Source organism: Nocardioides convexus, assembly GCF_011090295.1.
Genome location: NZ_JAAMYA010000001.1, coordinates 3810233 through 3834423 on the forward strand (window position 1 = coordinate 3810233; position 24191 = coordinate 3834423).

29 protein-coding genes and 10 pseudogenes are annotated in these 24191 nt (G+C 71.9%); 18 read left to right on the forward strand and 21 right to left on the reverse strand.

Annotated features, from left to right (window positions below; genetic code table 11):
- Positions 1-34 precede the first annotated feature (34 nt).
- A complete protein-coding gene (locus G5V59_RS28425) occupies positions 35-778 on the reverse strand; it encodes an FCD domain-containing protein (RefSeq protein ID WP_278258734.1) in 744 nt (247 codons plus the stop codon).
- A 98-nt stretch (positions 779-876) separates the two neighbouring features.
- Here G5V59_RS28425 and G5V59_RS28430 point away from each other — a divergent pair, with 98 nt between their 5' ends.
- The 3 genes from G5V59_RS28430 to G5V59_RS28440 all read left to right on the forward strand — a co-directional run bounded on the left by G5V59_RS28430 (position 877) and on the right by G5V59_RS28440 (position 2343).
- Positions 877-1071, forward strand: a complete 195-nt coding sequence (locus tag G5V59_RS28430) for a DUF2200 family protein (protein WP_278258735.1) — start codon at positions 877-879, stop codon at positions 1069-1071.
- A 334-nt stretch (positions 1072-1405) separates the two neighbouring features.
- Positions 1406-1729, forward strand: a complete 324-nt coding sequence (locus G5V59_RS28435) for a hypothetical protein (RefSeq protein WP_278258736.1) — start codon at positions 1406-1408, stop codon at positions 1727-1729.
- Between the two features lie 449 nt (positions 1730-2178).
- Entirely contained in the window at positions 2179-2343 is a 165-nt protein-coding gene (locus tag G5V59_RS28440; RefSeq protein WP_278258737.1) for a DUF1508 domain-containing protein, read from the forward strand.
- Positions 2344-2747: 404 nt separating this feature from the next.
- Here G5V59_RS28440 and typA read toward each other — a convergent pair.
- Positions 2748-4671: pseudogene (gene typA / locus G5V59_RS28445) on the reverse strand (translational GTPase TypA).
- 67 nt (positions 4672-4738) lie between these two features.
- Between typA and G5V59_RS28450 the strand changes: the two are divergent.
- Both G5V59_RS28450 and G5V59_RS28455 read left to right on the forward strand, forming a co-directional pair.
- Positions 4739-5317 carry an amino acid racemase gene (locus G5V59_RS28450; RefSeq protein ID WP_278258738.1) on the forward strand — a complete coding sequence of 193 codons (579 nt, stop codon included), beginning with the start codon at positions 4739-4741 and terminating at the stop codon, positions 5315-5317.
- Positions 5292-5429 carry a hypothetical protein gene (locus tag G5V59_RS28455; protein WP_278258739.1) on the forward strand — a complete coding sequence of 46 codons (138 nt, stop codon included), beginning with the start codon at positions 5292-5294 and terminating at the stop codon, positions 5427-5429. Before G5V59_RS28450 ends, G5V59_RS28455 begins: the two co-directional genes overlap by 26 nt.
- Before the next feature lie 278 nt (positions 5430-5707).
- Here the strand turns inward: G5V59_RS28455 and G5V59_RS28460 are convergent, their stop codons facing one another.
- Both G5V59_RS28460 and G5V59_RS28465 read right to left on the reverse strand, forming a co-directional pair.
- Positions 5708-6529, reverse strand: a complete 822-nt coding sequence (locus G5V59_RS28460) for a hypothetical protein (protein ID WP_278258740.1) — start codon at positions 6527-6529, stop codon at positions 5708-5710.
- A gap of 97 nt (positions 6530-6626) precedes the next feature.
- Positions 6627-7058: a lasso peptide biosynthesis B2 protein gene (locus tag G5V59_RS28465; RefSeq protein ID WP_278260113.1), complete on the reverse strand. Its 432-nt coding sequence runs from the start codon at positions 7056-7058 to the stop codon at positions 6627-6629.
- Between the two features lie 240 nt (positions 7059-7298).
- Here G5V59_RS28465 and G5V59_RS28470 point away from each other — a divergent pair, with 240 nt between their 5' ends.
- Complete coding sequence (locus tag G5V59_RS28470; RefSeq protein WP_278258741.1) at positions 7299-8240, forward strand: hypothetical protein; 942 nt, start codon at positions 7299-7301, stop codon at positions 8238-8240.
- Positions 8241-8247: 7 nt separating this feature from the next.
- On the opposite strand, the gene G5V59_RS28475 is transcribed toward G5V59_RS28470, so the two are convergent.
- Positions 8248-8391, reverse strand: coding sequence for a hypothetical protein (locus G5V59_RS28475; protein WP_278258742.1), 144 nt, complete (start codon positions 8389-8391; stop codon positions 8248-8250).
- 17 nt (positions 8392-8408) lie between these two features.
- Positions 8409-9152 (reverse strand): annotated as a pseudogene (locus G5V59_RS28480) (SDR family oxidoreductase).
- An 83-nt stretch (positions 9153-9235) separates the two neighbouring features.
- Between G5V59_RS28480 and G5V59_RS28485 the strand changes: the two are divergent.
- The 5 genes and pseudogenes from G5V59_RS28485 to G5V59_RS28505 form a co-directional block, all read left to right on the forward strand.
- Positions 9236-9529, forward strand: coding sequence for a glycosyltransferase (locus tag G5V59_RS28485; RefSeq protein WP_278258743.1), 294 nt, complete (start codon positions 9236-9238; stop codon positions 9527-9529).
- Entirely contained in the window at positions 9456-9908 is a 453-nt protein-coding gene (locus G5V59_RS28490) for a glycosyltransferase (RefSeq protein ID WP_278260114.1), read from the forward strand. The genes G5V59_RS28485 and G5V59_RS28490 overlap by 74 nt, the downstream gene beginning before the upstream one ends.
- A gap of 7 nt (positions 9909-9915) precedes the next feature.
- Positions 9916-10527: a glycosyltransferase gene (locus tag G5V59_RS28495; protein WP_341351325.1), complete on the forward strand. Its 612-nt coding sequence runs from the start codon at positions 9916-9918 to the stop codon at positions 10525-10527.
- Positions 10524-10751: a hypothetical protein gene (locus G5V59_RS28500; RefSeq protein ID WP_278258745.1), complete on the forward strand. Its 228-nt coding sequence runs from the start codon at positions 10524-10526 to the stop codon at positions 10749-10751. The genes G5V59_RS28495 and G5V59_RS28500 overlap by 4 nt, the downstream gene beginning before the upstream one ends.
- Positions 10676-10840, forward strand: a pseudogene (locus G5V59_RS28505) (YbjN domain-containing protein); the annotation flags it as partial. The gene G5V59_RS28500 and the pseudogene G5V59_RS28505, both read left to right, overlap by 76 nt.
- Before the next feature lie 29 nt (positions 10841-10869).
- Here G5V59_RS28505 and G5V59_RS28510 read toward each other — a convergent pair.
- Complete coding sequence (locus G5V59_RS28510; RefSeq protein WP_278258746.1) at positions 10870-11931, reverse strand: hypothetical protein; 1062 nt, start codon at positions 11929-11931, stop codon at positions 10870-10872.
- Positions 11932-11996: 65 nt separating this feature from the next.
- On the opposite strand from G5V59_RS28510, the gene G5V59_RS28515 reads away from it, so the two are divergent.
- On the forward strand, positions 11997-12122 hold the full coding sequence (locus tag G5V59_RS28515; RefSeq protein ID WP_278258747.1) for a hypothetical protein: 126 nt from the start codon (positions 11997-11999) through the stop codon (positions 12120-12122).
- 157 nt (positions 12123-12279) lie between these two features.
- On the opposite strand, the gene G5V59_RS28520 is transcribed toward G5V59_RS28515, so the two are convergent.
- The 3 genes from G5V59_RS28520 to G5V59_RS28530 are packed head-to-tail and all read right to left on the reverse strand — an operon-like array spanning position 12280 to position 12699.
- A complete protein-coding gene (locus G5V59_RS28520; RefSeq protein WP_278258748.1) occupies positions 12280-12420 on the reverse strand; it encodes a hypothetical protein in 141 nt (46 codons plus the stop codon).
- 11 nt (positions 12421-12431) lie between these two features.
- On the reverse strand, positions 12432-12611 hold the full coding sequence (locus tag G5V59_RS28525) for a hypothetical protein (RefSeq protein WP_278258749.1): 180 nt from the start codon (positions 12609-12611) through the stop codon (positions 12432-12434).
- A complete protein-coding gene (locus G5V59_RS28530; RefSeq protein WP_278258750.1) occupies positions 12541-12699 on the reverse strand; it encodes a hypothetical protein in 159 nt (52 codons plus the stop codon). Before G5V59_RS28530 ends, G5V59_RS28525 begins: the two co-directional genes overlap by 71 nt.
- A gap of 67 nt (positions 12700-12766) precedes the next feature.
- Here G5V59_RS28530 and G5V59_RS28535 point away from each other — a divergent pair, with 67 nt between their 5' ends.
- On the forward strand, positions 12767-13708 hold the full coding sequence (locus tag G5V59_RS28535) for an EamA family transporter (protein WP_278258751.1): 942 nt from the start codon (positions 12767-12769) through the stop codon (positions 13706-13708).
- On the opposite strand, the gene G5V59_RS28540 is transcribed toward G5V59_RS28535, so the two are convergent.
- On the reverse strand, positions 13690-13950 hold the full coding sequence (locus G5V59_RS28540) for an EamA family transporter (protein WP_278258752.1): 261 nt from the start codon (positions 13948-13950) through the stop codon (positions 13690-13692). The two genes, G5V59_RS28535 and G5V59_RS28540, sit on opposite strands and share 19 nt — an antisense overlap.
- Positions 13951-14068: 118 nt before the next feature.
- Here G5V59_RS28540 and G5V59_RS28545 point away from each other — a divergent pair, with 118 nt between their 5' ends.
- Positions 14069-14257, forward strand: coding sequence for a hypothetical protein (locus tag G5V59_RS28545; RefSeq protein ID WP_278258753.1), 189 nt, complete (start codon positions 14069-14071; stop codon positions 14255-14257).
- Between the two features lie 52 nt (positions 14258-14309).
- Here G5V59_RS28545 and G5V59_RS28550 read toward each other — a convergent pair.
- From G5V59_RS28550 to G5V59_RS28565, 4 genes and pseudogenes are all read right to left on the reverse strand, one after another.
- Positions 14310-14636: pseudogene (locus G5V59_RS28550) on the reverse strand (DMT family transporter); the annotation flags it as partial.
- 69 nt (positions 14637-14705) lie between these two features.
- Positions 14706-15388, reverse strand: a pseudogene (locus tag G5V59_RS28555) (response regulator transcription factor).
- On the reverse strand, positions 15385-15891 hold the full coding sequence (locus G5V59_RS28560) for an ATP-binding protein (protein ID WP_278260115.1): 507 nt from the start codon (positions 15889-15891) through the stop codon (positions 15385-15387). The pseudogene G5V59_RS28555 and the gene G5V59_RS28560 overlap by 4 nt, the downstream one beginning before the upstream one ends.
- A gap of 151 nt (positions 15892-16042) precedes the next feature.
- Positions 16043-16105: pseudogene (locus G5V59_RS28565) on the reverse strand (hypothetical protein); the annotation flags it as partial.
- Positions 16106-16730: 625 nt separating this feature from the next.
- On the opposite strand from G5V59_RS28565, the gene G5V59_RS28570 reads away from it, so the two are divergent.
- Positions 16731-17342 (forward strand): PhoU domain-containing protein, encoded by a 612-nt coding sequence (locus tag G5V59_RS28570; RefSeq protein WP_341351054.1) that lies wholly within the window; start codon positions 16731-16733, stop codon positions 17340-17342.
- 65 nt (positions 17343-17407) lie between these two features.
- Here G5V59_RS28570 and G5V59_RS28575 read toward each other — a convergent pair whose 3' ends face one another.
- Complete coding sequence (locus G5V59_RS28575; protein WP_278260360.1) at positions 17408-17584, reverse strand: hypothetical protein; 177 nt, start codon at positions 17582-17584, stop codon at positions 17408-17410.
- Positions 17585-17591: 7 nt separating this feature from the next.
- Between G5V59_RS28575 and G5V59_RS28580 the strand changes: the two genes are divergently transcribed.
- A complete protein-coding gene (locus G5V59_RS28580) occupies positions 17592-17726 on the forward strand; it encodes a hypothetical protein (RefSeq protein WP_278260361.1) in 135 nt (44 codons plus the stop codon).
- Here the strand turns inward: G5V59_RS28580 and G5V59_RS28585 are convergent.
- From G5V59_RS28585 to G5V59_RS28600, 4 genes and pseudogenes are all read right to left on the reverse strand, one after another.
- A pseudogene (locus tag G5V59_RS28585) lies at positions 17685-18767 on the reverse strand (MFS transporter); the annotation flags it as partial. The gene G5V59_RS28580 and the pseudogene G5V59_RS28585 sit on opposite strands and share 42 nt — an antisense overlap.
- 788 nt (positions 18768-19555) lie before the next feature.
- Positions 19556-20304: pseudogene (locus G5V59_RS28590) on the reverse strand (phosphoglyceromutase).
- 730 nt (positions 20305-21034) lie between these two features.
- On the reverse strand, positions 21035-21712 hold the full coding sequence (locus G5V59_RS28595) for a UbiA family prenyltransferase (RefSeq protein ID WP_278258754.1): 678 nt from the start codon (positions 21710-21712) through the stop codon (positions 21035-21037).
- Positions 21652-22152 carry a hypothetical protein gene (locus tag G5V59_RS28600; protein ID WP_278258755.1) on the reverse strand — a complete coding sequence of 167 codons (501 nt, stop codon included), beginning with the start codon at positions 22150-22152 and terminating at the stop codon, positions 21652-21654. The genes G5V59_RS28595 and G5V59_RS28600 overlap by 61 nt, the downstream gene beginning before the upstream one ends.
- A gap of 262 nt (positions 22153-22414) precedes the next feature.
- Here G5V59_RS28600 and G5V59_RS28605 point away from each other — a divergent pair.
- Both G5V59_RS28605 and G5V59_RS28610 read left to right on the forward strand, forming a co-directional pair.
- Positions 22415-22901, forward strand: a pseudogene (locus G5V59_RS28605) (CarD family transcriptional regulator).
- A 277-nt stretch (positions 22902-23178) separates the two neighbouring features.
- Entirely contained in the window at positions 23179-23532 is a 354-nt protein-coding gene (locus tag G5V59_RS28610; RefSeq protein WP_278258756.1) for a hypothetical protein, read from the forward strand.
- 367 nt (positions 23533-23899) lie between these two features.
- Here the strand turns inward: G5V59_RS28610 and G5V59_RS28620 are convergent.
- A pseudogene (locus G5V59_RS28620) lies at positions 23900-24142 on the reverse strand (2-C-methyl-D-erythritol 4-phosphate cytidylyltransferase); the annotation flags it as partial.
- Between the last annotated feature and the right edge of the window lie 49 nt (positions 24143-24191).

The window sequence follows — 24191 nt, forward strand, 5'->3', positions numbered from 1 at the left end:
CGCCGCCGTCCGCCGATCGCGACGCCTGCCGGGCTCAGGAGCCGTTGCCCCACACGACGGGAGCGGAGAGCACGTCGGGGAACTTCTCCTCGGCGTACCTGAGGTGCTGGTGGACGTGGTCCTGCATGGCCGCGGCCGAGGCGGACGGGTCGCGCCGGGCGATCGCCTCGTAGATGGCGAGGTGCGCCTGGTGGACCGCGGAGCGTCGTACCTCGTGGTGGTCGACGCCGATCGCGGAGTCGTCGAGGATGCCGAGCAGCGCGTCGACGAGGTAGCCGAGGATCGGGTTGCCGCAGCCGTGCGCGATCACGTGGTGGAAGCGCCTGCTCTCCTCCTGGAGGACCGTCTGGTCGTCGAGGTGGTCGTGCATGTTGTCGACGCTGGCCTCGAGCGCAGCGAGCCTGCTCGTCGGGCATGAGACTCGGCCGCGAGCCTGGGCCAGCATCGGCTCCAGGCCGCTGCGGGCCTCGGCGATCGTGCGGAAGGGTGCGTCGGCGAACTGCAGCAGCAGGGTGAGCGAGGTGGCGAGGCTGGTCGCGTCGGGGTGCTGGACGACGGGACCGCCGCCGGGGCCGGGCTTGAGGGAGATGACGCCCTGCGACTCCAGGAAGCGCAGCGACTCGCGCAGCGTGCCGCGCCCGACCTCGTAGTCCTCGAGCATGATCCGCTCGGGGGGCAGGCGGTCGCCGACGGTGTTGCCACGCCGGTTGATGTCGCCGACGATGCGCTGCGCGAGCAGCATGGCGGTCTTCTGGGGCCGCACCGGTGTGGAACTCATCGCTTCACCTCTGGTCTCGCCGGATCCCGTTCCCCGGAGATCGGCGGGTAGGGCTGCTGAATCATAGGCATGAATTCGTTCCGCCGTACCGTGGCCCCGTGCACCGGATCTTCACCACCAGCGTCGCCTCGGTCTACCCGCACTACGTCACCAAGGTCGAGCGCAAGGGCCGCACCCAGGCCGAGTCTGGACGAGGTCATCTGCTGGCTCACCGGCTTCTCCGAGGACGAGCCTGGCCGCGCACCTGGCCGACGAGACGACCTTCCTCGACTTCTTCGCCGCTGCCACGCTGAACCCCGCCGCCTCGCTCATCACCGGCTCGGTCTGCGGCGTGAAGGTCCAGGACGTCGAGGACCCGCTGATGCAGAAGATCCGCTACCTCGACAAAGCCTGGTCGACGAGCTCGCCAAGGGGCGGCCGATGGAGAAGGTCCTCCGCGGCTGACATCGCCTACGCTGCCGCCATGGCGAGCGTGGTGATCGGACGAGTCGGTACGACGGTGAACGTCGGCACCGGCGTCTGCGTCAAGACCGGCCGCCCCACCACGCAGAAGGTCACCCTCCGCGGCGCCACCACTCCCGGCTGGGTGGACTTCCTCGTCATCTTCAGGCTTCCTGAGCCTGGCTGGTGGCGACCACCGGCTCCTCCCGGCGCTACCGGATCGACGTACCGCTCCTGCACGAGGTGCACGACCGCTGGCGCCGCCGCAACCGCCTCGCCTGGCTCGTTGGTGGAGGCGGCTTCGTCCTCGCCGTCGTCAGTGTGGTCTCCGGCAAGGAGCTCGCCGGGCTGTTCCTCGGGATGGCTGCGGCGGGACTGGCGCTGGGCGTCGCCAATGCGCTGATCGACAACGTCGGAGTGCGACAGACCCGATCGGGAGAACTGGTGCTGACCCGGGCGCACCAAGCGGCCGTCGACGCGATCGCGCACGCGGGGGCCACGGCCGACTGACCTGGCGGCCGGGCGGACGGCTGATCACGACAGCCGACTCCGGCAGGGGCAGGTTCTTTGCGGCGGCGGAGTGACGCAAGGTCCTGGTTGTTGGCGGGATCGCGCAGCGCGGTGACCGGCACGCTCATGAGCGGACAAGGCTAGTCCCACCAGTCCCACAGGCCTCTTCAGTTACCAGGAACGCCGTACCCACGAAATTTTACTTGCCAAGTTTTGAGGGTCGTAGCCGGGTATACCGGGGTCTTCTCAGGCGTACCCGGGTCTTCTCGGGTCAATTTGTGCCCCCTGGTGGGCAAGAAGACCTACGCGCCCGTGGATGGACTGTTGCGGACGTCATTCTCGTCAGGGAGACTGATGGCGACGAGGTACTTACAGCGATGTAACTACTGGGGTCAAGCGTCAGTCCGATCCGTGGCGGCGCTGTCGATGAGATAAGGAGCACAAACACCATGAAGTGTCAGATCAGGAAGTCCACGAATGGGCAGTTCTTCGTCCGTGTCGTGGCCAGCAACGGGGCCATCCTGGCCGCCTCCGAGACCTACGCCGCCAAGGCGAGCGCGCAGAACTGCGCGAACATCATCGCCAACGGCGGAACGGTCGAGGACTGGACCTGATCCTAGGGTCCTAGAAAGGCGCGAGGCCCGGGGACGTATCCAGATGCTTGAAGGTCATCTGGAGGTCGCCGGGCCTTCGCGTTTCTCAACATAGGCTCCGCCGCCCACGGGACGCAGCAACTCGCCGTGTTCTTTTCCGAAGGCGTTGTGCCGGGCGCTTTCCGGAGTAGGCCGTCGAGGTGGTTTCGCAGAACGTTGATCACCGCCAGTTTGTCGCGCCGTACGCACGGCGCCTAGACAAACGTGACGATCGAGAACCACCTTCGCCGCGAACCGGTACTTGCCTGCGGCGGGTTCCGACGCGACGCTCTTGTGAGCGACCCTCGAGCATGGCCGCCTTGATGTGAATTTCCGGAGCCGTGGCCACGCAAGAGGCCCGCCCCATCAGGGACGGGCCTCTCGCATCAAGCACTCAGCCTCTTGTTCGCCTTCCGAGCCCGAGAGGCCATCTTCGCCCGCTCGTTCGCGTCCAGGTTCACCTTGCGGATCCGGACGGTCTCGGGCGTGATCTCCACGCACTCGTCCTCGCGGCAGAACTCCAGGCACTGCTCCAGCGACGAACTTCTTCGGCGGGATGAGCTTCTCGAAGTTGTCGGAGGTGGCGGAGCGGATGTTGGTCTGCTGCTTCTCCTTGGTGATGTTGACGTCCATGTCGTCGGCGCGGGAGTTCTCGCCGACGATCATGCCCTCGTAGACCTCGGTGCCGGGCTCGACGAAGAGCACGCCGCGCTCCTGCAGCGACGTCATGGCGTACGCCGTGGCGGCGCCGGAGCGGTCGGCGACGAGGGAGCCGGACTGGCGGGAGCGGATCTCGCCGGCCCAGGGGAAGTAGCCCTCGGAGATGGAGTGGGCGATGCCGGTGCCGCGGGTCTCGGTGAGGAAGTCGGTGCGGAAGCCGATCAGCCCCCGAGCCGGTACGACGAACTCCATCCGCACCCAGCCGGTGCCGTGGTTCGTCATGCCCTCCATGCGGCCCTTGCGGTTGGCGAGCAGACTCGGTGATGGTGCCGAGGAACTCCTCGGGCGCGTCGATGGTGAGGCGCTCGAAGGGCTCGTGGGTCTTGCCGTCGACCTCGCGGACGACGACCTGAGGCTTGCCGACGGTGAGACTCGTAGCCCTCGCGGCGCATCTGCTCGACGAGGATGGCCAGCGCCAGGCTCGCCGCGGCCCTGGACCTCCCACGCGTCGGGACGCTCGGTGGGCAGGACGCGGAGCGAGACGTTGCCGATCAGGCTCGGAGTCGAGGCGGTCCTTGACCAGGCGGGCGGTGACCTTGTGGCCCTTGCCGCCCTTGCCGACGAGCGGGGAGGTGTTGGTGCCGATCGTCATCGAGATGGCGGGCTCGTCGACGTGGATGAGCGGCAGCGCGACGGGGCTCTCCGGGTCGGCGAGGGTCTCGCCGATGGTGATGTCCGGGATGCCGGCGACGGCGACGATGTCACCGGGGCCGGCGGACTCGCCGGGCTTGCGCTCGAGACCCTCGGTGACGAGGAGCCTCGGTGATCTTGACGTTCTTCACACCGCCGTCGCGCTGCATCCAGGCGACCTGCTGGCCCTTCTTGAGGGTGCCTTGCTTGATGCGCAGCAGCGCGAGGCGACCCAGGAAGGGCGAGGCGTCGAGGTTGGTGACGTGGGCCTGGAGCGGCGCGCCCTCGTCGTAGACCGGCGCGGGGATGGTCTCCAGGATGGTGCGGAACAGCGGCTCGAGGTCGGTGCCCTCGGGCAGCGTGCCGTTCTCCGGCTTGGTGAGCGAGGCGATGCCGGCCTTGCCGGAGGCGAAGACGACGGGGAAGTCCAGGGCGTCCTGGGAGTGGTTCTCGTCGAGCAGGTCCATGAAGAGACTCGTAGGTCTCGTCGACGACCTCGTCGATGCGGGCGTCACCGCGGTCGGTCTTGTTGACGACCAGGATCACCGGCATGTCGGCGTTGAGCGCCTTGCGCAGCACGAAGCGGGTCTGGGGGAGCGGGCCCTCGGAGGCGTCGACCAGCAGCACGATGCCGTCGACCATCGACAGGCCGCGCTCGACCTCGCCACCGAAGTCGGCGTGACCGGGGGTGTCGATGATGTTGATGACCATGTCGCCGTCGGCGAGCTCCTGCGCGGAGGGGCCGCGGTAGTGCACCGCGGTGTTCTTCGCGAGGATCGTGATGCCCTTCTCGCGCTCGAGGTCACCGGAGTCCATCACGCGCTCGGCGACACCCTCGGCCTGGTGGGCGCTGAACGCGCCGGCCTGGTGCAGCATGGCGTCGACGAGGGTGGTCTTGCCGTGGTCGACGTGGGCCACGATGGCGACGTTGCGGAGATCGGTACGACGAGTCTGGGACACGAGGGTTCAGCCTACTGGCGCCGGACCTTCCGCCTCGCATCGTCGCGCCCGCCCCTAGACTCCCTCCATGCAGACCATCGGCCTCGTCGGCGGCATGTCCTGGGAGAGCAGCGCGGCCTACTACGAGGCGCTGAACCGTGGCGTGGAGGAGCGGCTGGGCGGCTTCCACTCAGCCAGGAGCGTCCTCGCCTCCGTCGACTTCGCCGAGGTGACGACCCTCCAGGAGGCCGAGGACTGGGACGGCGTGGCCGCGATCCTGCGCGACGCCGCGCAGTCGGTCGAGCGGGCCGGCGCCGACTTCCTGATGCTCTGCACGACGACCTTCCACCGCGTCGCCGAGCAGGTCCAGGACGCCGTCGCGATCCCGCTGCTGCACCTCGGCGACGTGGTCGCCGAGTCCTGCAAGGAGCAGGGCGTGGAGACCGTGGCCCTGCTCGGCACCAAGTTCGCGATGTCGCGCACCTTCTTCACCGACCGGATCGCCAGCCACGGCCTGGGCGTGCTGGTGCCGGAGGCCGGTCACCACGACGAGTCTCAACCGGATCATCTACGACGAGCCTGGTGCACGGGAAGGTCCTCGACGACTCCCGCCGTTCGGTCGTTTCGATCATCAGCGAGTCGTGGGACGCCGGCGCCGGTGGCGTGATCCTGGGCTGCTCCGGTTCGGGTCGCTGGTGCGCCAGGCCGACTCCGAGTCGCCGGTCTTCCCCTCGACCGCGCTGCACGTGGCGGCGGCGCTGGACCGCGCGCTCGCCTGATCTTTCCCGGGCTCAGCCGGCGGGCCGGACCATCCCCTTGCCGCGCAGCTTGCTCCACGAAGGCGACCACGTCGGCGCGGCAGTCCTGTGCCGTGACGTCGTACTCACTCGCCACCAGGGCAACCAAACTGTCCACGTCGTGCGGCTGCGCCAGTGCCTGCCAGAGCGTGGCGGCGACGCCCTTGACGGCGTAGTACTCGCCCGCCTCGGCGCTCATCATCACGAACTCCCCGCCCATCTCGACCGCCTCCCAGCCGGGCGCGCGGACCCAGCGGGGCTCAGGCTGTGCGGGCATGGCGCCCCTCCCGTTCGGTGGCTGCGATGTCGGCGAGGATGGCGTCGGCCGACGCGACCACGGAGTCCACGCCGCGGGGCCGGTCCACCCGGGTCATCCGGGCGGTGGCGGCGAGCGCGGCGCTCCGTGCCAGGTGGGTACGACGCGCGGTCCCGACGAGCACCTCGTTGCGGTAGGCGTGCTCGTGCAGTGCGGTGAAGACCTCCGCCCCGCGCTGCGGGACGAGCCGCAGCGGCCCGTCGTGCCGGTCGAGCACGTAGAGCCAGCGCACCGGGAGCGGCGCCAGGCCGGCCCGCTCGATCGGCAGGTGGAACTTGTCGTGCTCCGCGCGCACCCGGGACAGCCCGCCCGAGCCGACGCCGAGCCGGTCCAGGGCGTCCTGCCACAGCCTGATCCGCGGGAAGCCCGGCAGCGCGTGGCCGGTGGCGTCGACCGGCACCACGTCGTCGCTGAGCACGTCGAGCCCGCGCCGGTGCATCTCCGCGGCGAGCGTGGACTTCCCGGCGCCCGAGTGGCCGAGCACGACGGCGCAGGCCGAGCCGACCCGGAAGGCGTTGCCGTGCAGCACCAGGAGGCCGCGTTGCACGAGCAGGCAGCCGAGGGCGGTGCCGAGCAGGAACAGCCGTACGGCGCCCGGGTCCGCGCCGTCGTACGGCTGCACGGTGATCCGGCAACCGCGCTCGGCGAGGAACCGCCCCACCTCCGGTACGTCGACGCCGGTGGCCTCGCCGTCGACCCACAACCCCAGCGGGAGCGGCACCGCGGCCGGGCCCGGCGTGGCGACCGGCCCCACCCGGATCGTCACGTCGGGCCCGGCCGCGGGCGCGGGAGCCAGGCTCCGGCAGCGGCAGACTCGCTGTCGAGCACCAGGCCGTAGCAGGAGAGGTGCATGCGCTGATCCCCTAGTGTCGAGGAGCCCAGACGAAGGCACCGACCTCGGCCCAGTCACGGGTCGAGCCGCCGGTCACCGTGACCCCGCCGGCCGACACCCACGCATGGGCCTTGAGCGAGCCGGACGCGTCGCGGCGCACGCCGAAGGTCACCCGGTGCGGCACGCGCAGCGCGCGCAGCAGCAGTCGGGCACTCAGCGCCTGCGGGTAGCAGTCGGAGCGCCACGGCGTCCGAGTCGCCGCGACCTGCACGAGCCAGCCGATGCGCCTGGCCCGGCCGGCTTCCCGTGGACCGGCGGGTGGCAGCGAGGCTGCCGCGCGAGGCGCCCGGTGGTCACCGAGCAGGTGTCGGACCGCCCGGAACGGGAGGACCAGGGTGAGCAGCCGGGTCAGGCCCAGCAGCACCCAGGTCGCCGCGAGGGCGAGCCGGGCTCGGTTCGTCAGCTGCCGAGACCGAGGTTGATGTCGAGGTCGACCTCGATGTCGTGCGTGGCCCGGAGGCTCAGCGTCTCGAGGACGGGCGGTGTGTAGGTCGGCTTCATGCGGACTCCTGAGGGTTCGGACGGCGAACGGGAGGACTCGCCGTCGTCCGTCAAACGCGGCTCGCACCCCGAGGGAACGGCCCATCCACGATTTTAACTCTGTTCGGCTGCCGGGTCCGGCGGCGCGTGCGACGCTCGCGCCGTGACCGCCGCCCACGACCTGCTCCGGAGGCTCGTCCGCGGTGCACTGGCGGCTGAGGAGGGACACCTCGTCGGACCCGTGGACCTCGGTGGCGTGGACGTGGCCGACCTCCTCGCCGTCGTACGGCGCCACCGGGTCGCGGAGGCGCTGCGCACCGGGGCGGAGCCACTCGCCCTGCCGGCCGAGTCTGGTCGAGGGCCTGGACGCCTGGCGCGCGCTGGCCCGGCCGCGGCTGCTGCTGCAGGCGATGGAGACGGTGCGCGCGTGCGCCCTGCTGGCGGGTCACGGGATCGACGTCCTGGCCTTCAAGGGCCGGGCGCTCGCGGTGCTGACGACCGGCGACGCGAGCGCCCGCGGCCCCGGCGACGTGGACCTGCTGGTGGCGCCCGAGCAGGTGGTCGACGCGCACCGTGTGCTGCTGGCCGGGGGCTGGGCGCTGCGCGAGGAGGGGCGGGTCGAGCCGGACACCTGGGCCTGGCGGCACGTGAGCCGCTGGGGCAACGCACTGACCTATGCCGGCCAGGGCGCCGACATCGACCTGCACTGGCGTCTGGACCCGAGCCCCGGTGCGCTCCCGCCGTTCGCGGTGCTGCACGGTCGGCGCGCCGAGGTCCCGCTCGGTGGCAGCCTGCTGCCCACGCTGAGCCCCTACGACGCCCTGCGTCACTCCGCCTCCCACCGCGAGGGCTGGGTGTGGCTGCGCACGCTGGTGGACCTGCGCCGGCTGGCCCGCGACCCGGCCGTCCTGGAGGGCGAGCTTGCGACCGGTCGCGCTCACCTCGCTGGCGATCGCGCGGGCGACGGTCGGGCTGCCGGCGGACGTGCCCGGGCCGGTGCACGACCGGCTGGACCGGGTGCCGAGGGCCGTGGTCGAGCAGGCGCTGGGCTACCACCGCGCTGCCGTACCGGGCTCCTTCGGCGGGGGTGCCGGCAGCGCGCTGACCTTCCGTCACCGGCTCGCCTCGCGCAGCACCTCGGCGGACCTGCGGCACGCCGCGGTCAGCCTCGTGCTGCCCGCGCACGCGGCGCTGCCGGTGCGCTCGCGGGCCGCCTGGACCGGCGTCCCGTGGGCGCTCGCGCTGCGCCTGCGCACGCTCGTGCGCAGCCGGCTCAGACGCGGTGGACCTTGTGCTGGGCGGCCTGGGCGCGCGGCTTGATCACCAGGCTCGTCGATGTTGACGTGCGCGGGCCGGGTCGCGATCCAGGTGATCGCGTCGGCGACGTCGTCGGCCACCAGCGGGTCGGGAACACCGGAGTAGACCGCGTCCGCCTTCGCCCTGGTCGCCCTCGAAGCGCACCAGCGAGAACTCCTCGGTGTGCACCATCCCGGGCGCCACCTCGCTGACCCGCACCGGCTGGTCGAAGAGCCTCCAGGCGCAAGGTCTGGGTGACGGCCTTCGTGCCGTGCTTGGCCGCGGTGTAGCCCGCCCCGCCCTCGTAGACCAGGCGGCCCGCGGTGGAGCCGACGTTGACGATCACGCCCGCGCCGCTGGCGACCAGGGCGGGCAGCAGCGCCTGGGTGACCTGCAGGACGCCGAGCACGTTCACGTCGTACATCCGCCGCCAGTCCTCGGGGTCGGCCTCGGCGACCGGGGCCAGCCCGAAGGCACCGCCGGCGTTGTTGACCAGCACGTCCAGGCGCGGGCCGACGGCGTCGGCGAGCGCGGCGACCTGGGCGGCGTCGGTGACGTCGCAGGCGACCGCCCGGCCGCCGATCTCCGCGGCCAGCGCCTCGATCCGATCGGTACGGCGCGCCGCGCACACCACCTCGAAGCCCGCCTCCGCCAGGTGGCGCGCGGTGGCCGCGCCGATCCCGCTGGAGGCTCCTGTCACGACAGCGATCCGGGTGCTCATGGACCCCATCTTCCCCGGTAGGGAATGCCGGGCACACTGAGAGGGTTGAGCCGTTCGCCAGAAGTCGGACGCGAGGAGGGTGCATGGGGGAGTCGCGGATCGGGCGCGTCGCCATGATCAGCCTGCACACCTCGCCCCTCGACCAGCCGGGCACGGGCGACGCGGGCGGCATGAACGTCTACGTCGTCGAGGTGGCCCGCCGGCTCGGCGCGTGCGGCATCGACGTCGACGTCTTCACCCGGGCCACCAGGCTCCTCCCTCGACCCCGTCGTCCGGCTCTCCGACCAGGTCACCGTGCACCACGTGCACGCCGGCCCCTTCGAGGGCCTGAGCAAGGAGCAAGCTTGCCCGGCCAGCCTGTGCGTCTTCGCCCGTGAGGTCTTGCGCGCCGAGGCCGCCCACCCGGCCGGGCACTTCGACGTCGTGCACTCCCACTACTGGCTCTCCGGCCAGGTCGGCGCGCTCGCGCGCGACCGCTGGGGCGTGCCGCTCGTGCACTCGATGCACACCATGGCGAAGGTCAAGAACGAGGCACTCGCCGAGGGTGACACCCCCGAGCCGCTGGAGCGGGTGATCGGCGAGGAGCAGGTGGTCGAGGCCGCCGACGTGCTCATCGCCAACACCGACCTCGAGGCCAAGCAGACTCATCAACCTGTACGACGCCGAGCCGGGTCGCGTCGAGGTCGTCCACCCCGGTGTCGACACCTCGGTCTTCCGTCCGTCCTCGCCCGCCGAGCGGCAGCGCGCGCGCCGTGAGCGGGACCTGCCCGACGACGCGCTGGTGCTGCTCTTCGCGGGCCGCATCCAGCCGTTGAAGGCACCCGACGTGCTGCTCCGGGCGGTGGCCGAGCCTGCTGTACCGCCGCCCGGGTCTGCGCTCCCGGCTCGTCGTACCCGTCGTCGGGGGGCCGTCCGGCAGCGGCCTGGAGCGCCCCACCGCGCTCGCCCAGGCTGGCCGCCGAGCCTGCGCATCGACGACGTGGTCCGCTTCGTGCCGCCGGTGCCGCAGCACGAGCTCGCCGGCTGGTACGCCGCCGCGTCGCTGGTCGCCGTGCCGTCGTACAACGAGTCGTTCGGGCTGGTCGCCGCCGAGGCCCAGGCCACCGGAGCCCCCGTCATCGCCGCCGCCGTGGGCGGGCTGACCACCGTCGTGCGCGACGGGCACAGTGGTCTGCTCGTCGACAGCCACGACGCGACCGTGTGGGCGGCCGCGCTGGAGAAGGTCGTCCTCGACGCGGACCTGCGCGACCGGCTGGCCGCCGGCGCGCTGGTGCAGGCCGAGCAGTTCACCTGGGAGGCGACCGCCGCCCAGACCCTGGCCGTCTACGAGCGCGCGCACTCCCTGATGCGCGAGGAAGCAGGAGCGCTGCGATGACCGACCCCCGCGACGTCGTACGGGAGCACCTGAAGGCCAACGAGATCGAGTTCGAGGAGACCGAGGGCGTCTTCAGCCTTCGCGCTGCCCGGCGAGAAGAAGGCTGCAGACCCCGGTTCGGCTCGACCTCGGCCCCCACGCGCTGGGCGTGCACGCCTTCGTCTGCCGCCGTCCCGACGAGGAGTTCGAGCGGGTCTACCGCTGGCTCCTGGAGCGGAACATGAAGATGTACGGCGTCGCCTTCGGCATCGACCACCACGGCGACATCTACCTCGACGCCCGCCTGCCGCTCTCCTCGGTCACCCCCGACGACCTCGACCGGCTGCTCGGCTCGGTGCTGACCTACGCCGACGAGTCGTTCAACACCATCCTCGAGTCTCGGCTTCGCGTCCTCCATCCGCAAGGAGTGGGAGTGGCGCAACGACCGTGGGGAGTCGACCGCCAACCTCGAGGCCTTCCGCGGCTGGCTGGAGCAGGGCGAGCAGCCGGGACCGCCCGAGGCCTGAGCGTCAGGGACGGGCGCGCAGGGTGCGCGGCGCGCTCCACGCACCGCGGCCGGCCTTGGAGCTCGCGGCCACCTTGCAGCCTGTAGGACCTGCCGCGGCGCAGCCCGGTCACCACCACGACCGACGAGCCCGGCGCCCCGCTGGCGCGCACCACGTGCCCCGAGGCGCTGCGGCAGTAGGCGGCGTACGACGTGACGCGCGCCCCGCGCGGCAGCGCCCGGGTGTGCACGAGCACGCCTCGGCGGGCCGTCTTGCGGACCGTGCGGGCGAGTGCCGGGCGGGTCGGCGTGATCCGGGCCGCGTCGACGAGCAGCCGCTTGCGGGAGAAGGTGAAGCCCGAGGCCTCGATGAAGAATCCGCCTCCGTCGGGGTCGTGCCAGGTGACGAACTTCCCGGCCGCCGGCGCGCCGGTGGGCGTCTTCACCGCGCCGGCGAGGCTCGTGGAGGTCAGCGTCTCCGGGTTCGGGATGCCCATGTCGGTGCGCATCAGGTCGTAGGAGACGCGGAAGCGGATCGAGCCGGTGATGACGGTGCTGCCGTCGGCGTAGTAGTGCGGCGCGGCGATGTCGGTCGTCAGGGCGTGCGACCCGTCGGGCTGCTCCTCGAAGAAGATGCCGTTGTAGTAGGCGTTCGTGCCGACGTACATCCCGATGCTGGTGTCGGTCGGGTCGGTGAGCTGGGCGATGTCGCCGCCGAAGCGGACGGCGTCGCTGCTCGCGGTGGCCGGGCACGCCCAGGGCCACACGTCGAAGTTGCAGCCGAGCGCCCAGCGCACCGGCTTGCCGGCGATCCGGATCAGGTGGTTGCCGGAGGCGTCGGTGCCGCGGTCGACATCGGCGAGCCTCATCGTGCCCAGCATCCGCTGCGGGTCGAAGGTCTTGCCGGTGTTGACGACCACCACCAGGTCGTCGCTCAGCGCGGGCGCGACACCCTCCAGACTCCAGGTTGACCTCGCGGTAGCCCGTGAACGACTGCGGGCCGTTCAGCACCAGCCCGGTCGGGCTGCTGGAGGTCTGGGCGACGCCGTTGATGGTGAACGACTGGATGCACGGCGTCACCAACGGCGTGCCGCACCAGCGCTCGGTGTAGTCCGCCCGCGCGGGCGGCGCGGAGACGCCGACGACGGCCACCAAGGACGCCCCGAGCAGCACGATGGAACCCACGAGTCCGGTACGACGGCGCATGGGCCCACTGTCGCTCCGCGCCCGACGGGCTGGCGGCGGATCGCCGGATTCTTTACCTTCGCTCAGTCCTCGGCCGGCTGCTCCTCCAGGAAGGGCCGCACCTCGATCCACTCGTGGATCGGCTGCCCGTCCCGGCCCGGCGCGGCGGACAGGCTCGCGGCGGCCTCGTAGGCCTGCTCCGGCGAGTCCACGTCGATGACCATCCAGCCGGCGATCAGCCTCCTTGGTCTCCGGGAACGGGCCGTCGATCACGGGCGGGAGGCCCTCGCCGTCGTACCGGACGAAGGTGCCCTCGGGAGCCAGCGCCTGGGCGTCCACGAGACTCACCGCGCGAGCGCATGTCGTCGGCCCAGTCGCGCATGAACTGCACGTGGGCGGCGACCTCCTCGGGCACCCACTGGTCCATCGGCACGTCGGCGCCGGGGACCGGCGCCGGGCCGGAGCCTGCGGTGGTAGTGCTTCAACAGCAGGTACTTCGCCATGGGCTCTCCTCAGGGTCCGAGGCGTCCATCTTGCCCGGTTGTCGGCGGCCGTCCCTACAGTGCTCCCGTGACGAAGCGTGGGTGGACGCTGTTCCTGGCGATGTGCGTGATCTGGGGCCTTCCCTACCTGTTCATCCGGATCGCCGTCGAGCACGTCTCGCCCGCCGGCCTGGTCTTCCTCCGCACGGCGCTCGCGGCGCTGGTCCTCCTGCCGCTGGCCCTGGCCCGCGGCGAGGTCGCCCCGGTGCTGCGCCGCTGGCGGCCGCTGGCGCTCTTCGCGGTCATCGAGATCATGGTGCCGTGGGTGCTGCTCGGGCACGCCGAGCAGCGGATCTCCTCCTCGCTGGCCGGGCTCCTGGTCGCGGCGGTGCCGCTCTTCGGCGCGCTGGCCTTCCTGGTGACCGCGCAGGCCGAGCGCTTCACCCGGACCCAGGCGGCCGGGCTGGTGCTGGGCTTCGCGGGCGTCGCCTGCCTGGTCGGGCTCGACCTCGACCACGTCGACCTGCTCGCGGTTGCGGAGATGCTGGGCGTCGCGGTCTGCTACGCCGCGGGCCCGCTGGTGCTGACCCGGTGGCTCTCCGACGTGTCCGGCCTGGGCGTGATGGGCTGCGCGCTGACCCTCACCGCGCTGGTCTACCTGCCGTTCGGGGTCCTCGACCCGCCGACCGGCCTGCCCGGCAAGGCGTGGGGCAGCATCGTCGTGCTGGGGCTGGTCTGCACCGCCCTCGCCTTCGTGGTCTTCCTCGCCCTGATCAGGGAGGCGGGGCCGACCCGGTCGACGATCATCACCTACGTCAACCCCGCGGTCGCGATCGTGCTCGGGGTGCTGCTGCTCGACGAGAAGGTCACCACCGGCATGCTCGTCGGCTTCCCGCTGATCCTCGTCGGCTGCTTCGTCGCCGCGGGCAGCCGGGCCGCCGAGGCGGATGCCACCGCGGTGGCCAGCACCGAGCCGGCCGCGGACGTGGTCGTCGAGATCGAGGGCGACGCTCAGACCGCCGGCTCCTGAGCCGGCGCCGCGGGCGCGACGGTCGCCGCGGGCTTCGACGGGGCGCGGCGCGCGATGCCGACGCCCAGCAGCGCGAGCACCCCGCCGACGTAGGCGACCGGCGGCGGGACCTCGTCGAGGAGGACCAGCCCGAGCACGATCGTGATCGGCGGCACCAGGTAGGTCGTGACGCCCAGCGCGGAGGCGGACATGTGCCGCAGCGCGAAGGCGTACGTCGTGAAGGCGATCGCCGTCGGGAACACCCCGAGGTAGGCCAGCCACAGGCTCGACGAGAGCGGTGCGTCCCCGGCCTGGGAGACCAGGCTGGCCCGCCCAGGGCAGGCAGGTGATCATCCCGATCGTGCACGCCAACCACGTCACGTGGACGGCGGAGAGCGAGGCGACGAGGGGCTTCTGGAGGATCACGCTGACGGCGTACACCGCGGCGGAGACCAGGCACAGCACCACGCCGAGGACGTCGCCCGAGGTCTCGCCGCCGGAGGTCGCCAGGCCGATCACCGCGACGCCGGCGAACGCGAGCGCCAGCCCGGCGGCGAGCCTGACGGGTGAACCGCTCGCGCAGGAAGGTCGCCGCGAGCAGCGCGATGAGGACCGGCGAGACCTGGATGAGCATCGCGGCAGTGCCGGCGTCGATGCGGCGCTCACCGGCGTTGAGGGCGAGGTTGTAGACGCCGAACCACAGCACCCCGATCACCACGATCGAGGCCCACTGCCGCCGGCTCGGCCGCGGCAGGCCCTGCAGCAGCGCCACCGGCGCGAGCGCGACGGCGCCGACCAGGAGCCGGCCGAAGGACAGCGCGCCGGGGGAGAAGTCCCCGGCCAGGTGCCGGATCCCGACGAACGCGCTGGCCCACAGGACCAGGGTCACCCCGACGGCGAGCAGGGGCAGGACGGCGGGCGAGCGGGGGGAGTCGGGCACGCCCCCCACGCTAGGGGGCGCGCACCGCTCCGGTCGCGCGGATTTCGGTCGTCGTACGACGACTTCCTGCCGCGTTCCTCAGACCTCGAGCTTGTAGCCCAGGCCGCGCACCGTGACGAGGTACTTCGGCTCGCTCGGCTCCGGCTCCAGCCTTGGCCCGCAGGCGCTTGACGTGCACGTCGAGGGTCTTGGTGTCACCGACGTAGTCGGAGCCCCAGACCCGGTCGATGAGCCTGGCCGCGGGTGAGCACCCGGCCCGGGTTGCGCAGGAACATCTCCAGGAGCTCGAACTCCTTGAGCGGCAGGCGCTGCTCGGTGCCGTCGACGGTCACCACGTGCCGCTCGACGTCCATCCGCACCGGCCCGGCCTCGAGGGTGTCGGGCAGCAGGCTCCTCACCCGCACCGCGGCGCAGGACCGCGCGGATCCGGGCGACCGAACTCGCGCGGGGAGTAGGGCTTGGTGACGTAGTCGTCGGCGCCGAGCTCGAGCCCGACCACCTTGTCGACCTCGTCGTCCTTGGCGCTCACCATGATCACCGGGACGTTCGACGTCTGGCGGATCGTGCGGCAGACCTCGGTGCCGGGGATGCCCGGGAGCATCAGGTCCAGCAGCACGATGTCCGCACCGTTGCGGTCGAACTCCTTGAGCGCCTCGTTGCCGTCGGCCGCGATCGCGACCTCGAACCCCTCCTTGCGGAGGAGGTAGGCGAGCGCGTCGCTGTAGGCTCTCTTCGTCTTCGACGACAAGTACCCGGGTCACGGGCGGTCCTCCTGGTCTTCCATGTGGTCGTGCTTGCGGCGGTCGGTGTCGGCCGTCGCGAGCGAGGCCAGCCCCAGGAAGGGCGACCCCTCGTCGTGGTGCGGGTGGTGGGGCAGGGACAGCGTGAAGGTGGAGCCCTGGCCCTCCACGGACCAGACTCGCACGTCCCCGCCGTGGGTGGCTGCGACGTGCTTCACGATCGACAGCCCGAGGCCGGTGCCCCCGGTGGAGCGGTGCCGGGCCGGGTCGACCCGGTAGAACCGCTCGAAGATCCGCTCGACCTCGGCCTCGGGGATGCCGATGCCCTGGTCGATCACGGAGATCTCGATGAAGTGCCCGGCCCGCTTGCGGGTCACCACCACGCGGGCGTTGGGCTCGGAGTAGGCGACGGCGTTGGCGACCAGGTTGCTCACCGCGGCGCCCACCTGCTTCTCGCTGCCGAGGACCTTGAGGCCCTCCTCGCCCTCGGCGATGACGGAGATGTCCTTCGCGGTGGCGGTCATCGAGACGAAGTCGACCGCGGAGGCGACCACCTCGTCGATGGAGACCGGCACCGGCGACTCCAGCGGCTCGTCGCCCTGCAGCCGGGACAGGCTCGATGATCTGCTGGATCAGGCGGGAGAGCCGGTCGCTCTCGGTGAGCATCCGCGAGGCGAAGCGGTAGACCGCGTCCGGGTCGTCGGAGGCGTCCTGGACGGCCTCGGCGAGCAGCCGCATCGCGCCGACCGGCGTCTTGAGCTCGTGGCTGACGTTGGCGACGAAGTCGCGCCGGACGGCGTCGACCTGGCGCTCGCGGGTACGGTCCTCGACCAGCGCCAGCACCAGGCGCGAGCCCAGCGGCGCGACCCGCGCGGTGACGTGGCGGGGGATGCCGGAGGCCCGCGGCACGATCGAACCGGTCTCGCGGATCTGGCCGTCGCGTCGTACCTGCCGGATGAGGGTGCCGAGGCTCCTCGGAGAGCAGCCTGGGAGCCGCGCACGAAGCCCATCGCGAAGGCGGGCGCGGATGCCTTGAGGACCGCGTCGGTCTCGTCGACGACGACGGCGCTGCTGCGCAGCACGGAGAGCACGGCCGCGACCCCGTCGGGGAGCAGCGGGTCCTCGGGAGCCTTGTAGAGGTTCTGCTGACGGTCGCTGAGGTGCCAGGCGAGCATGGCACCTCCGGCGACGACGGCGCCGAGGAGCGCAGCCAGGAAGGCTTGCGTCGTCGGATCCACGTCACGATCGTACGGCGACCCGCCGGGCTGTCTCGGAATCGAGAATGCCGGGCTTCGCGATGTTCACCCTGCGTTCACCGTGGTGCGTGTGCGGGACACCTGTGCGCCCTAGCCTGGGAGCATGCGTGACGCGTACACCGACCAGACTCGACGCGATCTTCGAGGACCTCGCCGGCATCAGCCGCCGGGTCCAGGTCGCGGTCAAGGATGCCACCGAGGCCCTGATGACCGGCGACTCCTCGATCGCCGAGCGGGTGATCAGCGAGGACGCCGAGATCGACCGGGCCCGCGAGCGGGTCGAGGACAACGCGTTCGGGCTGCTCTCCCTGCAGCAGCCGGTGGCCGGTGACCTGCGCACGATCGTCGCCGCGCTGCGGATGGTCGCCGAGCTCGAGCGGATGGGCGACCTGTCCGTCCACGTCGCCAAGGTCGCCCGGCTCCGGGTGCCCGACGTCGCGGTGCCGGAGGAGATCCGGCCGACCGTGCAGCGCATGGCCACCGTCGCCGAGGACATGGTCGCCCGGGTCACCCAGGTGATCGCCGGGCGCGACGTCGAGGCCGCCATCGCGCTGGGCCGCGACGACGAGGAGATGGACCAGGCTGCGTCGTACCAACTTCACCGAGTCTGCTCTCCGACGACTGGAGCCACGGCGTCGAGGCGGCCGTCGACATCGCGCTGCTCGGTCGCTACTACGAGCGGATCGCCGACCACGCGGTCTCCGTCGCCAACCGGGTGATCTTCGTCGTGACCGGGCACAAGCCCGAGCCGGCTGCCTGAGCCGGCCCGGGCTGCGCCGCGGCCTCAGGCCGCCTCGACCTCGACGGCCACCGGCTCGGGGGCCGGTACGACGCGCGGGCGGGGCCGGGCCAGCAGGCTCGCCGCGCTGACGAGCCCGATCGCCGCGATCACCGCGGCGGCGGCCAGCCCCGCGTGGGCGCCGGCGAGGAAGTCGCCGGGCACGGCGTGGCCTGCGTACACCGAGGCGATGATGGCCAGGCCGACTGCGCCACCGAGTTCGCTGCATGGTCTGCAGCAGGCCGGAGGCCGACCCCGCGTGCTCGGGCTCGACGCCCAGCAGCGCCAGCGAGGTGATCGGCATGAAGCCTGCCGCCCATGCTGATGCCCATGAGGAGCAGGGCCGGGAAGACGCCGCTCCAGTAGACTCGTCGTCTCGGTCAGCCGGGTGAGCAGCAGGAAGGCTGGTAAGCACCCCGACCGTGCCGGCCGCGATGATCGGCGGCTGCCCGAAGCGGGCGACCAGGCGCGGGGTGACCCGGGACATCGTGAACACGCTCAGCGGGATCGGCAGGAACGCGAACCCGGTCTGCAGCGGGCCGTAGCCGCGGTCCTCCTCGAAGAACTGCACCATGAGGAAGAACGTGGCGAGCATGCCGCCGTAGAGCGCGGCCATGGTGACCAGCGTGGCGACCCGGGTCCGGCTGCGGAGCAGGCCCAGGCGCAGCAGCGGGTGGCTGTGCCGGCGCTCGGTGACGACCAGGGCGGCGGCGAGCAGGACGGCGAGCGCGAGACCCAGGACGGTCTGCGGGGACGTCCAGCCGTGGTCGGGCGCCTTGATCAGCGTCCAGACCAGTGTCGCGGCGGCGCCGGTGGAGGTGATGGCGCCGACGACGTCGAAGCGGCCGGGGCGGCGGGGCGTGTCCGCGACGTACCGGCGGACGGTGAGCAGGACCGCCAGGCCGATCGGGATGTTGATGAAGAGCGTCCAGCGCCACGACAGCAGGTCGGTGAGGACGCCGCCCAGGAGCATGCCGAGCGCGGCGCCACCGGAGGAGACGGCGGTGAAGAGCGCGAGGCGACGGTTGCGAGCCGCCTCGTCGGGCGCGGAGGTGGTGATCAGGGCGAGCACCGAGGGCGCGGCGATCGCGGCGCCGACGCCCTGCAGGGCGCGGGCACCGACGAGCATCCACGGCTCGGTGGCGAGGCCGCCGAGCAGGGAGAAGACGGTGAACACCGCCAGCCCGATCCAGAAGACCGAGAGCCGGCCGAAGACGTCGCCGAGCCGGCCGCCGAGGAGCAGCAGGCCGCCGAAGGCGAGGGCGTAGGCGTTGAGGACCCACGACAGCGACGCGGCGCCGAAGTGCAGGTCGGTGGCGATGTGGGGCAGTCCGACGTTCATGACGGCGGAGTCGAGGACGAGCATCAGCCTGCGCGAGCAGCACGATCAGGATGCCGACCGACGTCGTCCGGGTGGTCGCCCGGGACGGTGCGGCGAGGAGTGCGGTGGAAGACAAGGGTGGTGTCCTGTTCTGGCCGGGGAGGCCGAGGTACGCTGTATCGGAGGGTGACTCCGGTTATCCACCACGATACGGAGGGTGTCTCCGTTTAGCAAGGGAAAAAGGTGATCTCGTTTGCGCGCCGACGCCGTCCGCAACCGTGAGCGCATCGCGGACATCGCTCGTCGGCTCTTCCGCGAGAAGGGCTACGACGCCGTCTCGATGGACGAGGTCGCCAAGAGTGCCGGCGTGGGCGTCGGCACCCTCTACCGCCACTTCCCGACCAAGGAGGCGCTCTACGACGCCGCCATCCAGGCCTGGGTGGAGACGGTGAACGCCGCCGCCGAGAAGGCGCTCGCCGGCGAGGGCACTCCCCGCGACCGGCTGCTCGCCTGGTTCGAGACCTACGTCGAGTTCCTCACCCGCCACAAGGGCGCGGCCTGGCGGATCACCAGCGCGCTGGGCGACGAGGGCTCGCCCTTCGCGGCCAAGTGCCGCACCTACCTCAGCGCCAACGAGCGGGTCATCGAGGCGTTGGCCGCCGAGGGTGCCCTGCAGGGCGAGGTCGACGCGATGCAGCCTGTGCCGACTGGTCGGCGGGGTCGCTGCCGTGGTCGACAACAGCGAGCCTGGAGCCCGCCGCGGCCCGCTCGATGCTCGCCGTCGTCGCCGACGGGGTGCTGGCCGGCTGAGACCTGCCGGCCCGGTCAGCGGGTCAGTGACCCTGGCTGGCGACGGCAGCAGCCGCCGCGGCCGCGGCCTCGGGGTCGAGGTAGCGACCGCCGGGCACGGTCGGCGCCAGGGTCTCCTCGTCGAGTCTCGTAGAGCAGCGGCATGCCGGTGGGGATGTTCAGGCCCGCGATGTCGGCGTCGCTGATGCCGTCGAGGTGCTTCACGATCGCGCGCAGGCTGTTGCCGTGTGCGGCGACCAGCACGGTCCGCCCGGCCCGCAGGTCGGGCACGATGCCGGCGTCCCAGTAGGGAAGCAGGCGGTCGATGACCTGCTTGAGCGCCTCGGCGCGGGGGAGTCTCGTCGCCGAGGTCGGCGTAGCGGGGGTCCCCGGCCTGGGAGTACTCGTCGTCGTCGGCCAGCGGCGGGGGCGGTACGTCGAAGGAGCGGCGCCAGAGCATGAACTGCTCCTCGCCGTACTCCTCGCGGATGGACTTCTTGTCCTTGCCCTGCAGGGCGCCGTAGTGGCGCTCGTTGAGACGCCACGAGCGGCGGACCGGGATCCAGTGCCGGTCGGCGGCGTCGAGCGCCAGCGCGGCGGTGTTGATCGCCCGGCGCTGCAGCGAGGTGTGCACGACGTCGGGCAGCAGCCCGGCCTCGCGCAGCGTACCACCGCCGCGGACGGCCTCGCCGCGACCCTTCTCGGTCAGGGCCACGTCGACCCAGCCGGTGAAGAGGTTCTTGGCGTTCCACTCGCTCTCGCCGTGGCGCAGCAGGACGAGGGTGTACGTCATCAGTGCTCGCTCCCGGGCACGGGAGCCTCGTTCGCGCAGGTGAAGGTGGCGTCGCCCTCGTCGCCGTGCTCCTCGCCCGCGGCCGGGCTCTCGCCGTCGGTGGCCTCGTCGGTGGCCTCGTCGGTGGCCTCGTCGCTCGCGGACGCGCTCTCCTCGGCGGTGGCGCTGTCGTCCGCGGAGGGCGTCGGGGTGGGGACCTGGGTGTACTGGAAGCAGTTCTTGACGACCTGCACGTCCAGGCTCGCGGTCTCGCCCGTGCTGAACCCGAGCTCCACGGTGACGAAGTCGCCGGCGGTGAAGTCGCCGCTCAGGTCGATCGGGGCGGCCTCGGCCAGGTTGACCGCGGCGCCCGGCGCCAGCCTTGACCGGCTTGAACTTCGCGGCGGTGAAGGTGTTGTCGGGGGAGGAGACCGACTGCAGCGAGGCGTCCTCGGTGTTGCCGTTGGACAGCGCGCCGATCAGGCGGCCCTCACCCTTCGCGGTCGCCAGCACCCGGATGCCGAGGGCCTCGACCGAGTGGTCGCGGTTGTTGGTGCCCGCGGCGATGGTGTTCACCCGGTCGGTCGGGTAGTGGAAGCCGCAGGACGAGAGCGTCACGGACGAGACCGCTGCCAGGAGCAGTCCGGCGATCGCAGTCGGGCGCAGGTGGGGCATGTCGGCAGGCCTCCGCTGGTCTGTCGGGTTCGGCCGCGGGGCGGCCGGTGGAACCGGGTGGTCGAGCGGCCTCACTCTAGCGGTCGCGGATGGCCCGGGCTGCCCCGGGACGGGGACCGGTCAACGGCTGAGGCCGACCTTGGCGCCCATCACCGCGAGCAGCACGACGATGACGACGGTGTAGAGCGTCGAGAGCGCGAGCAGGCGGGTGGCGCCGAGTCTTGAGGCCGAGCCTGAGCGGCAGGTACGTCCAGCCGTCCTCGTGGTCGGCCACCAGGCCCCACACGGCGCGCATGAAGTGCACGCCGATGCCGAGCAGGGCGGCGAGCACGACGATCGAGGTCTCCGGCGGGTTGCCCTCGGCCTGGCCGCCCCAGCCGCCGAAGGAGAGGTACGCCGGCAGCAGCGCGAAGGACACCGCCCACGACCACCAGGAGAAGAACCCGGTGCGCAGCACGACGTTGCCGAGCAGGCCCACCGCGACGGAGGCGAGGTAGAGGCAGCCGGCCTTGATGCCGGTCGTGATCGCCAGCGGCACGAGCAGCAGCGCGGCCACCAGGACGGCGTACCAGAGCGTGTCGGTGGTGAGCCGGCCCATCGCGACCGGCTTGCCGGTCAGCCCGTGGGCCTTGTCGCGCTGGCGGTCGACGATGTCGTTGTGCCAGCCCAGGATCGTCTGGCCGACCAGCACGGTCACCAGCACGACGGCCGTCTCGCGCGCGGGACGGCCGGAGACCGCGGCGGCCAGACCCATCGCGAGCGCGGTGGTGATCGCCTGCTTGGCGTGCGCGGCCTGGAGCAGCCTGCACCGCCACGCTGCCGTCGAGGAAGCCGCGCCGGGTGGCGGAGGGCAGGACGGGCGCGACGTCGTCGAGGTCGTCCTCCTCGGCGTCGTCGTCCTCCACGGACTCCTCGTCGTCGGACTCCTCGTCGTCGGACTCCTCGTCGAGGTCGTCCGAGTCGTCGGGGTCGTCCGAGTCGTCGAGGTCGCCGGAGTCCTCGGGGTCCTCGGGGTCCCCGGGCTCGTCCTCGGGGTCCTCGGGCTGCTCGGCCTCGTCCAGGTCGGTGGCCACCTCGGGGTCGATCTCGCTCGCGAGACTCGTCGTCTCCCTCGACGAGCTCCGTGGCCTCCGGCCCCGGTGCCGTTCCCTCCCCGGCAGAGCGTCCGCGCCGCCAGCGCTGCATCTTTGCCATGGCGAGCAGTATGGAACACCGGCAGGTCCCGCGCAGGCGGGCCCACCGATCGGTCCCCTTCCCACATCGGTACGACGCGAGCGCGGCCGGCAGCACCGTCGTACCCCCGCCGGGTGATGTGCCCCACAGCACCACTGTGCGCGGGAACCACACCTCACCGGGGTTGTCAAGCCGCTGATAACGGCCCTGACCTGCGCAAACGCTTTCTGGGCCCTCGGCTGAGCGTGGTAGGATAGGTGTCCTAGGAAGGGGTTTTGCTCATATGACTTTCACCGTCGGCGAAACGGTCGTGTACCCCAATCACGGGGCCGCTGTCATCGAGAACATCGAGATGCGGACGATCAAGGGCCAGGAACGGCAGTACCTCGTGCTTCGGATTGTCGCCCAGCAGGACCTCGTGGTCCGCGTGCCGGCCGACAACCTCGATCTCGTGGGTGTTCGGGATGTCGTGGACAAGGACGGGCTGGACCGGGTGTTCGGCGTGCTGCGGGCTGAGCACGTCGAGGAGCCGACCAACTGGTCGAGGCGCTACAAGGCGAACCTCGAGAAGCCTCCACAGTGGCGACGTCATGAAGGTGGCGGAGGTCGTGCGCGACCTGTGGCGCCGCGAGCGCGACCGTGGCCTGTCGGCCGGCGAGAAGCGGATGCTCGCCAAGGCCCGGCAGATCCTGGTCTCCGAGTTCGCGCTCTGCGAGAACACCAACGAGGACAAGGCCGAGACCATCCTCGACGAGGTCCTCGCCTCCTGAGGCAAACGACTGAGGCAATCGACGACGTCATACGGTGGGGTTCTGATGAACCCGCACCCGTATGACGTCGTCGACATTTCGGTCCCGGTCTCCGGGATCGTCGTGGAGGAGGGCCGTGGCGCCCTCCCCTTCCACCTCGTGCACGGCGAGTCGCTCGTCGCGGCGGCCGCCTGGTCCGCCGGCGAGGCGGGGGTCGAGCTCGTGGACCTCACCGTGCCCTGGGCCGCCCTCGCCGAGCGCGGCGAGGCCCCTGGTCCTCCACGACCCCCTCTGCCCGATGACGCCGCCGGCCTTCCTGGCCCGCTGTGCCGACCGGGCCGCCGTCGAGGACGTGGTCGTGGTCGGCGTACGCCCGGTCACCGACACGGTCAAGGAGGTGACCGGCGAGCCTGCTCGGCCCCACCGTCGACCGCGATGCCCTGGTCGCCGTCTGCTCCCCGGTCGTGCTGCCGCCGTCGGTGGTCGCCGACCTCGACGGCCTGCCGTCGACGGACTTCGTCGCGCTGGTCACCGCCCTGCGGGAGCGGTACGGCGTGGACCGGGTCGTGCTCGCCGAGGCGCCCCCGAGGCCCGGCGGGTCGCCTCCGGCGCCGACATCGCGGTGCTCGAGGCGCTGACCGACCCCCGTTGAAGCCGCTCGCCAGCGACGAGTCAGCCGAGCAGGCGCGCGGCGACCGCGAGGTCCTCGGCGAAGGTGACCTTGAGGTTGTCCGGGCCCGAGGGGACCGCGGCGATAGCCAGGTCCCCGGGGGCGAAGGCCGCGAAGACCCCGGCGGTGTCGGTGCCGTCGAAGCCCGCGGCACCTGCCGCGGCGTACGCGGCCACCAGCGGCGCGGCTCGGAACGCCTGGGGGTCTGCACGCCGACCAGGCGGGTGTCCGGGCCCCGGGGGACGGTAGGCCGGCGGGATCGCGGGGAAGCAGGCCGGGCAGGCTCGTGCGCGGGGACCGCGCCGCCGTAGGTGCGCGCGGCGGCGATGGCCGCCGCGAAGAGCGCCGCGCCCGCGAGTGGACGAGCGCCGTCGTGGATCGCCACCACGTCGACAGCGCCGTCGGCGACCCGGGGGGCGAGCAGGTCGAGGGCGGCCTGCTCCGAGGCCTGCCGGGTGGCGCCGCCGTCGATGAGCAGCACCTCGCGCTCGCCCACGACGGGCAGCAGAGCGTCGGCGACCTCGGGCCGCTCGCCGGGACGGCAGACCACGACGACCGGGTCCACCCCGGGGACCTCCAGCGCGGTCCGCACCGACCAGGCCAGCAGGGGGTGCCACGCAGGGGCAGGAGCACCTTGTTGA

Excerpts from the sequence above, each read along its gene's own strand:
- G5V59_RS28530 (WP_278258750.1), bottom strand. The coding sequence starts at position 12,699 with ATGGCGAAGTACCTGCTGTTGAAGCACTACCACCGCAGGCTCCGGCCC.
- G5V59_RS28600 (WP_278258755.1), bottom strand. The coding sequence starts at position 22,152 with ATGGCAAAGATGCAGCGCTGGCGGCGCGGACGCTCTGCCGGGGAGGGA.
- G5V59_RS28440 (WP_278258737.1), top strand. The coding sequence starts at position 2,179 with ATGAAGTGTCAGATCAGGAAGTCCACGAATGGGCAGTTCTTCGTCCGT.
- G5V59_RS28595 (WP_278258754.1), bottom strand. The coding sequence starts at position 21,712 with ATGGGTCTGGCCGCCGCGGTCTCCGGCCGTCCCGCGCGCGAGACGGCC.
- G5V59_RS28610 (WP_278258756.1), top strand. The coding sequence starts at position 23,179 with ATGACGCCGCCGGCCTTCCTGGCCCGCTGTGCCGACCGGGCCGCCGTC.
- G5V59_RS28425 (WP_278258734.1), bottom strand. The coding sequence starts at position 778 with ATGAGTTCCACACCGGTGCGGCCCCAGAAGACCGCCATGCTGCTCGCG.
- G5V59_RS28580 (WP_278260361.1), top strand. The coding sequence starts at position 17,592 with ATGATGGCCAGGCCGACTGCGCCACCGAGTTCGCTGCATGGTCTGCAG.
- G5V59_RS28485 (WP_278258743.1), top strand. The coding sequence starts at position 9,236 with ATGGGGGAGTCGCGGATCGGGCGCGTCGCCATGATCAGCCTGCACACC.
- G5V59_RS28520 (WP_278258748.1), bottom strand. The coding sequence starts at position 12,420 with ATGGTCATCGACGTGGACTCGCCGGAGCAGGCCTACGAGGCCGCCGCG.
- G5V59_RS28450 (WP_278258738.1), top strand. The coding sequence starts at position 4,739 with ATGCAGACCATCGGCCTCGTCGGCGGCATGTCCTGGGAGAGCAGCGCG.
- G5V59_RS28500 (WP_278258745.1), top strand. The coding sequence starts at position 10,524 with ATGACCGACCCCCGCGACGTCGTACGGGAGCACCTGAAGGCCAACGAG.
- G5V59_RS28560 (WP_278260115.1), bottom strand. The coding sequence starts at position 15,891 with ATGACCGCCACCGCGAAGGACATCTCCGTCATCGCCGAGGGCGAGGAG.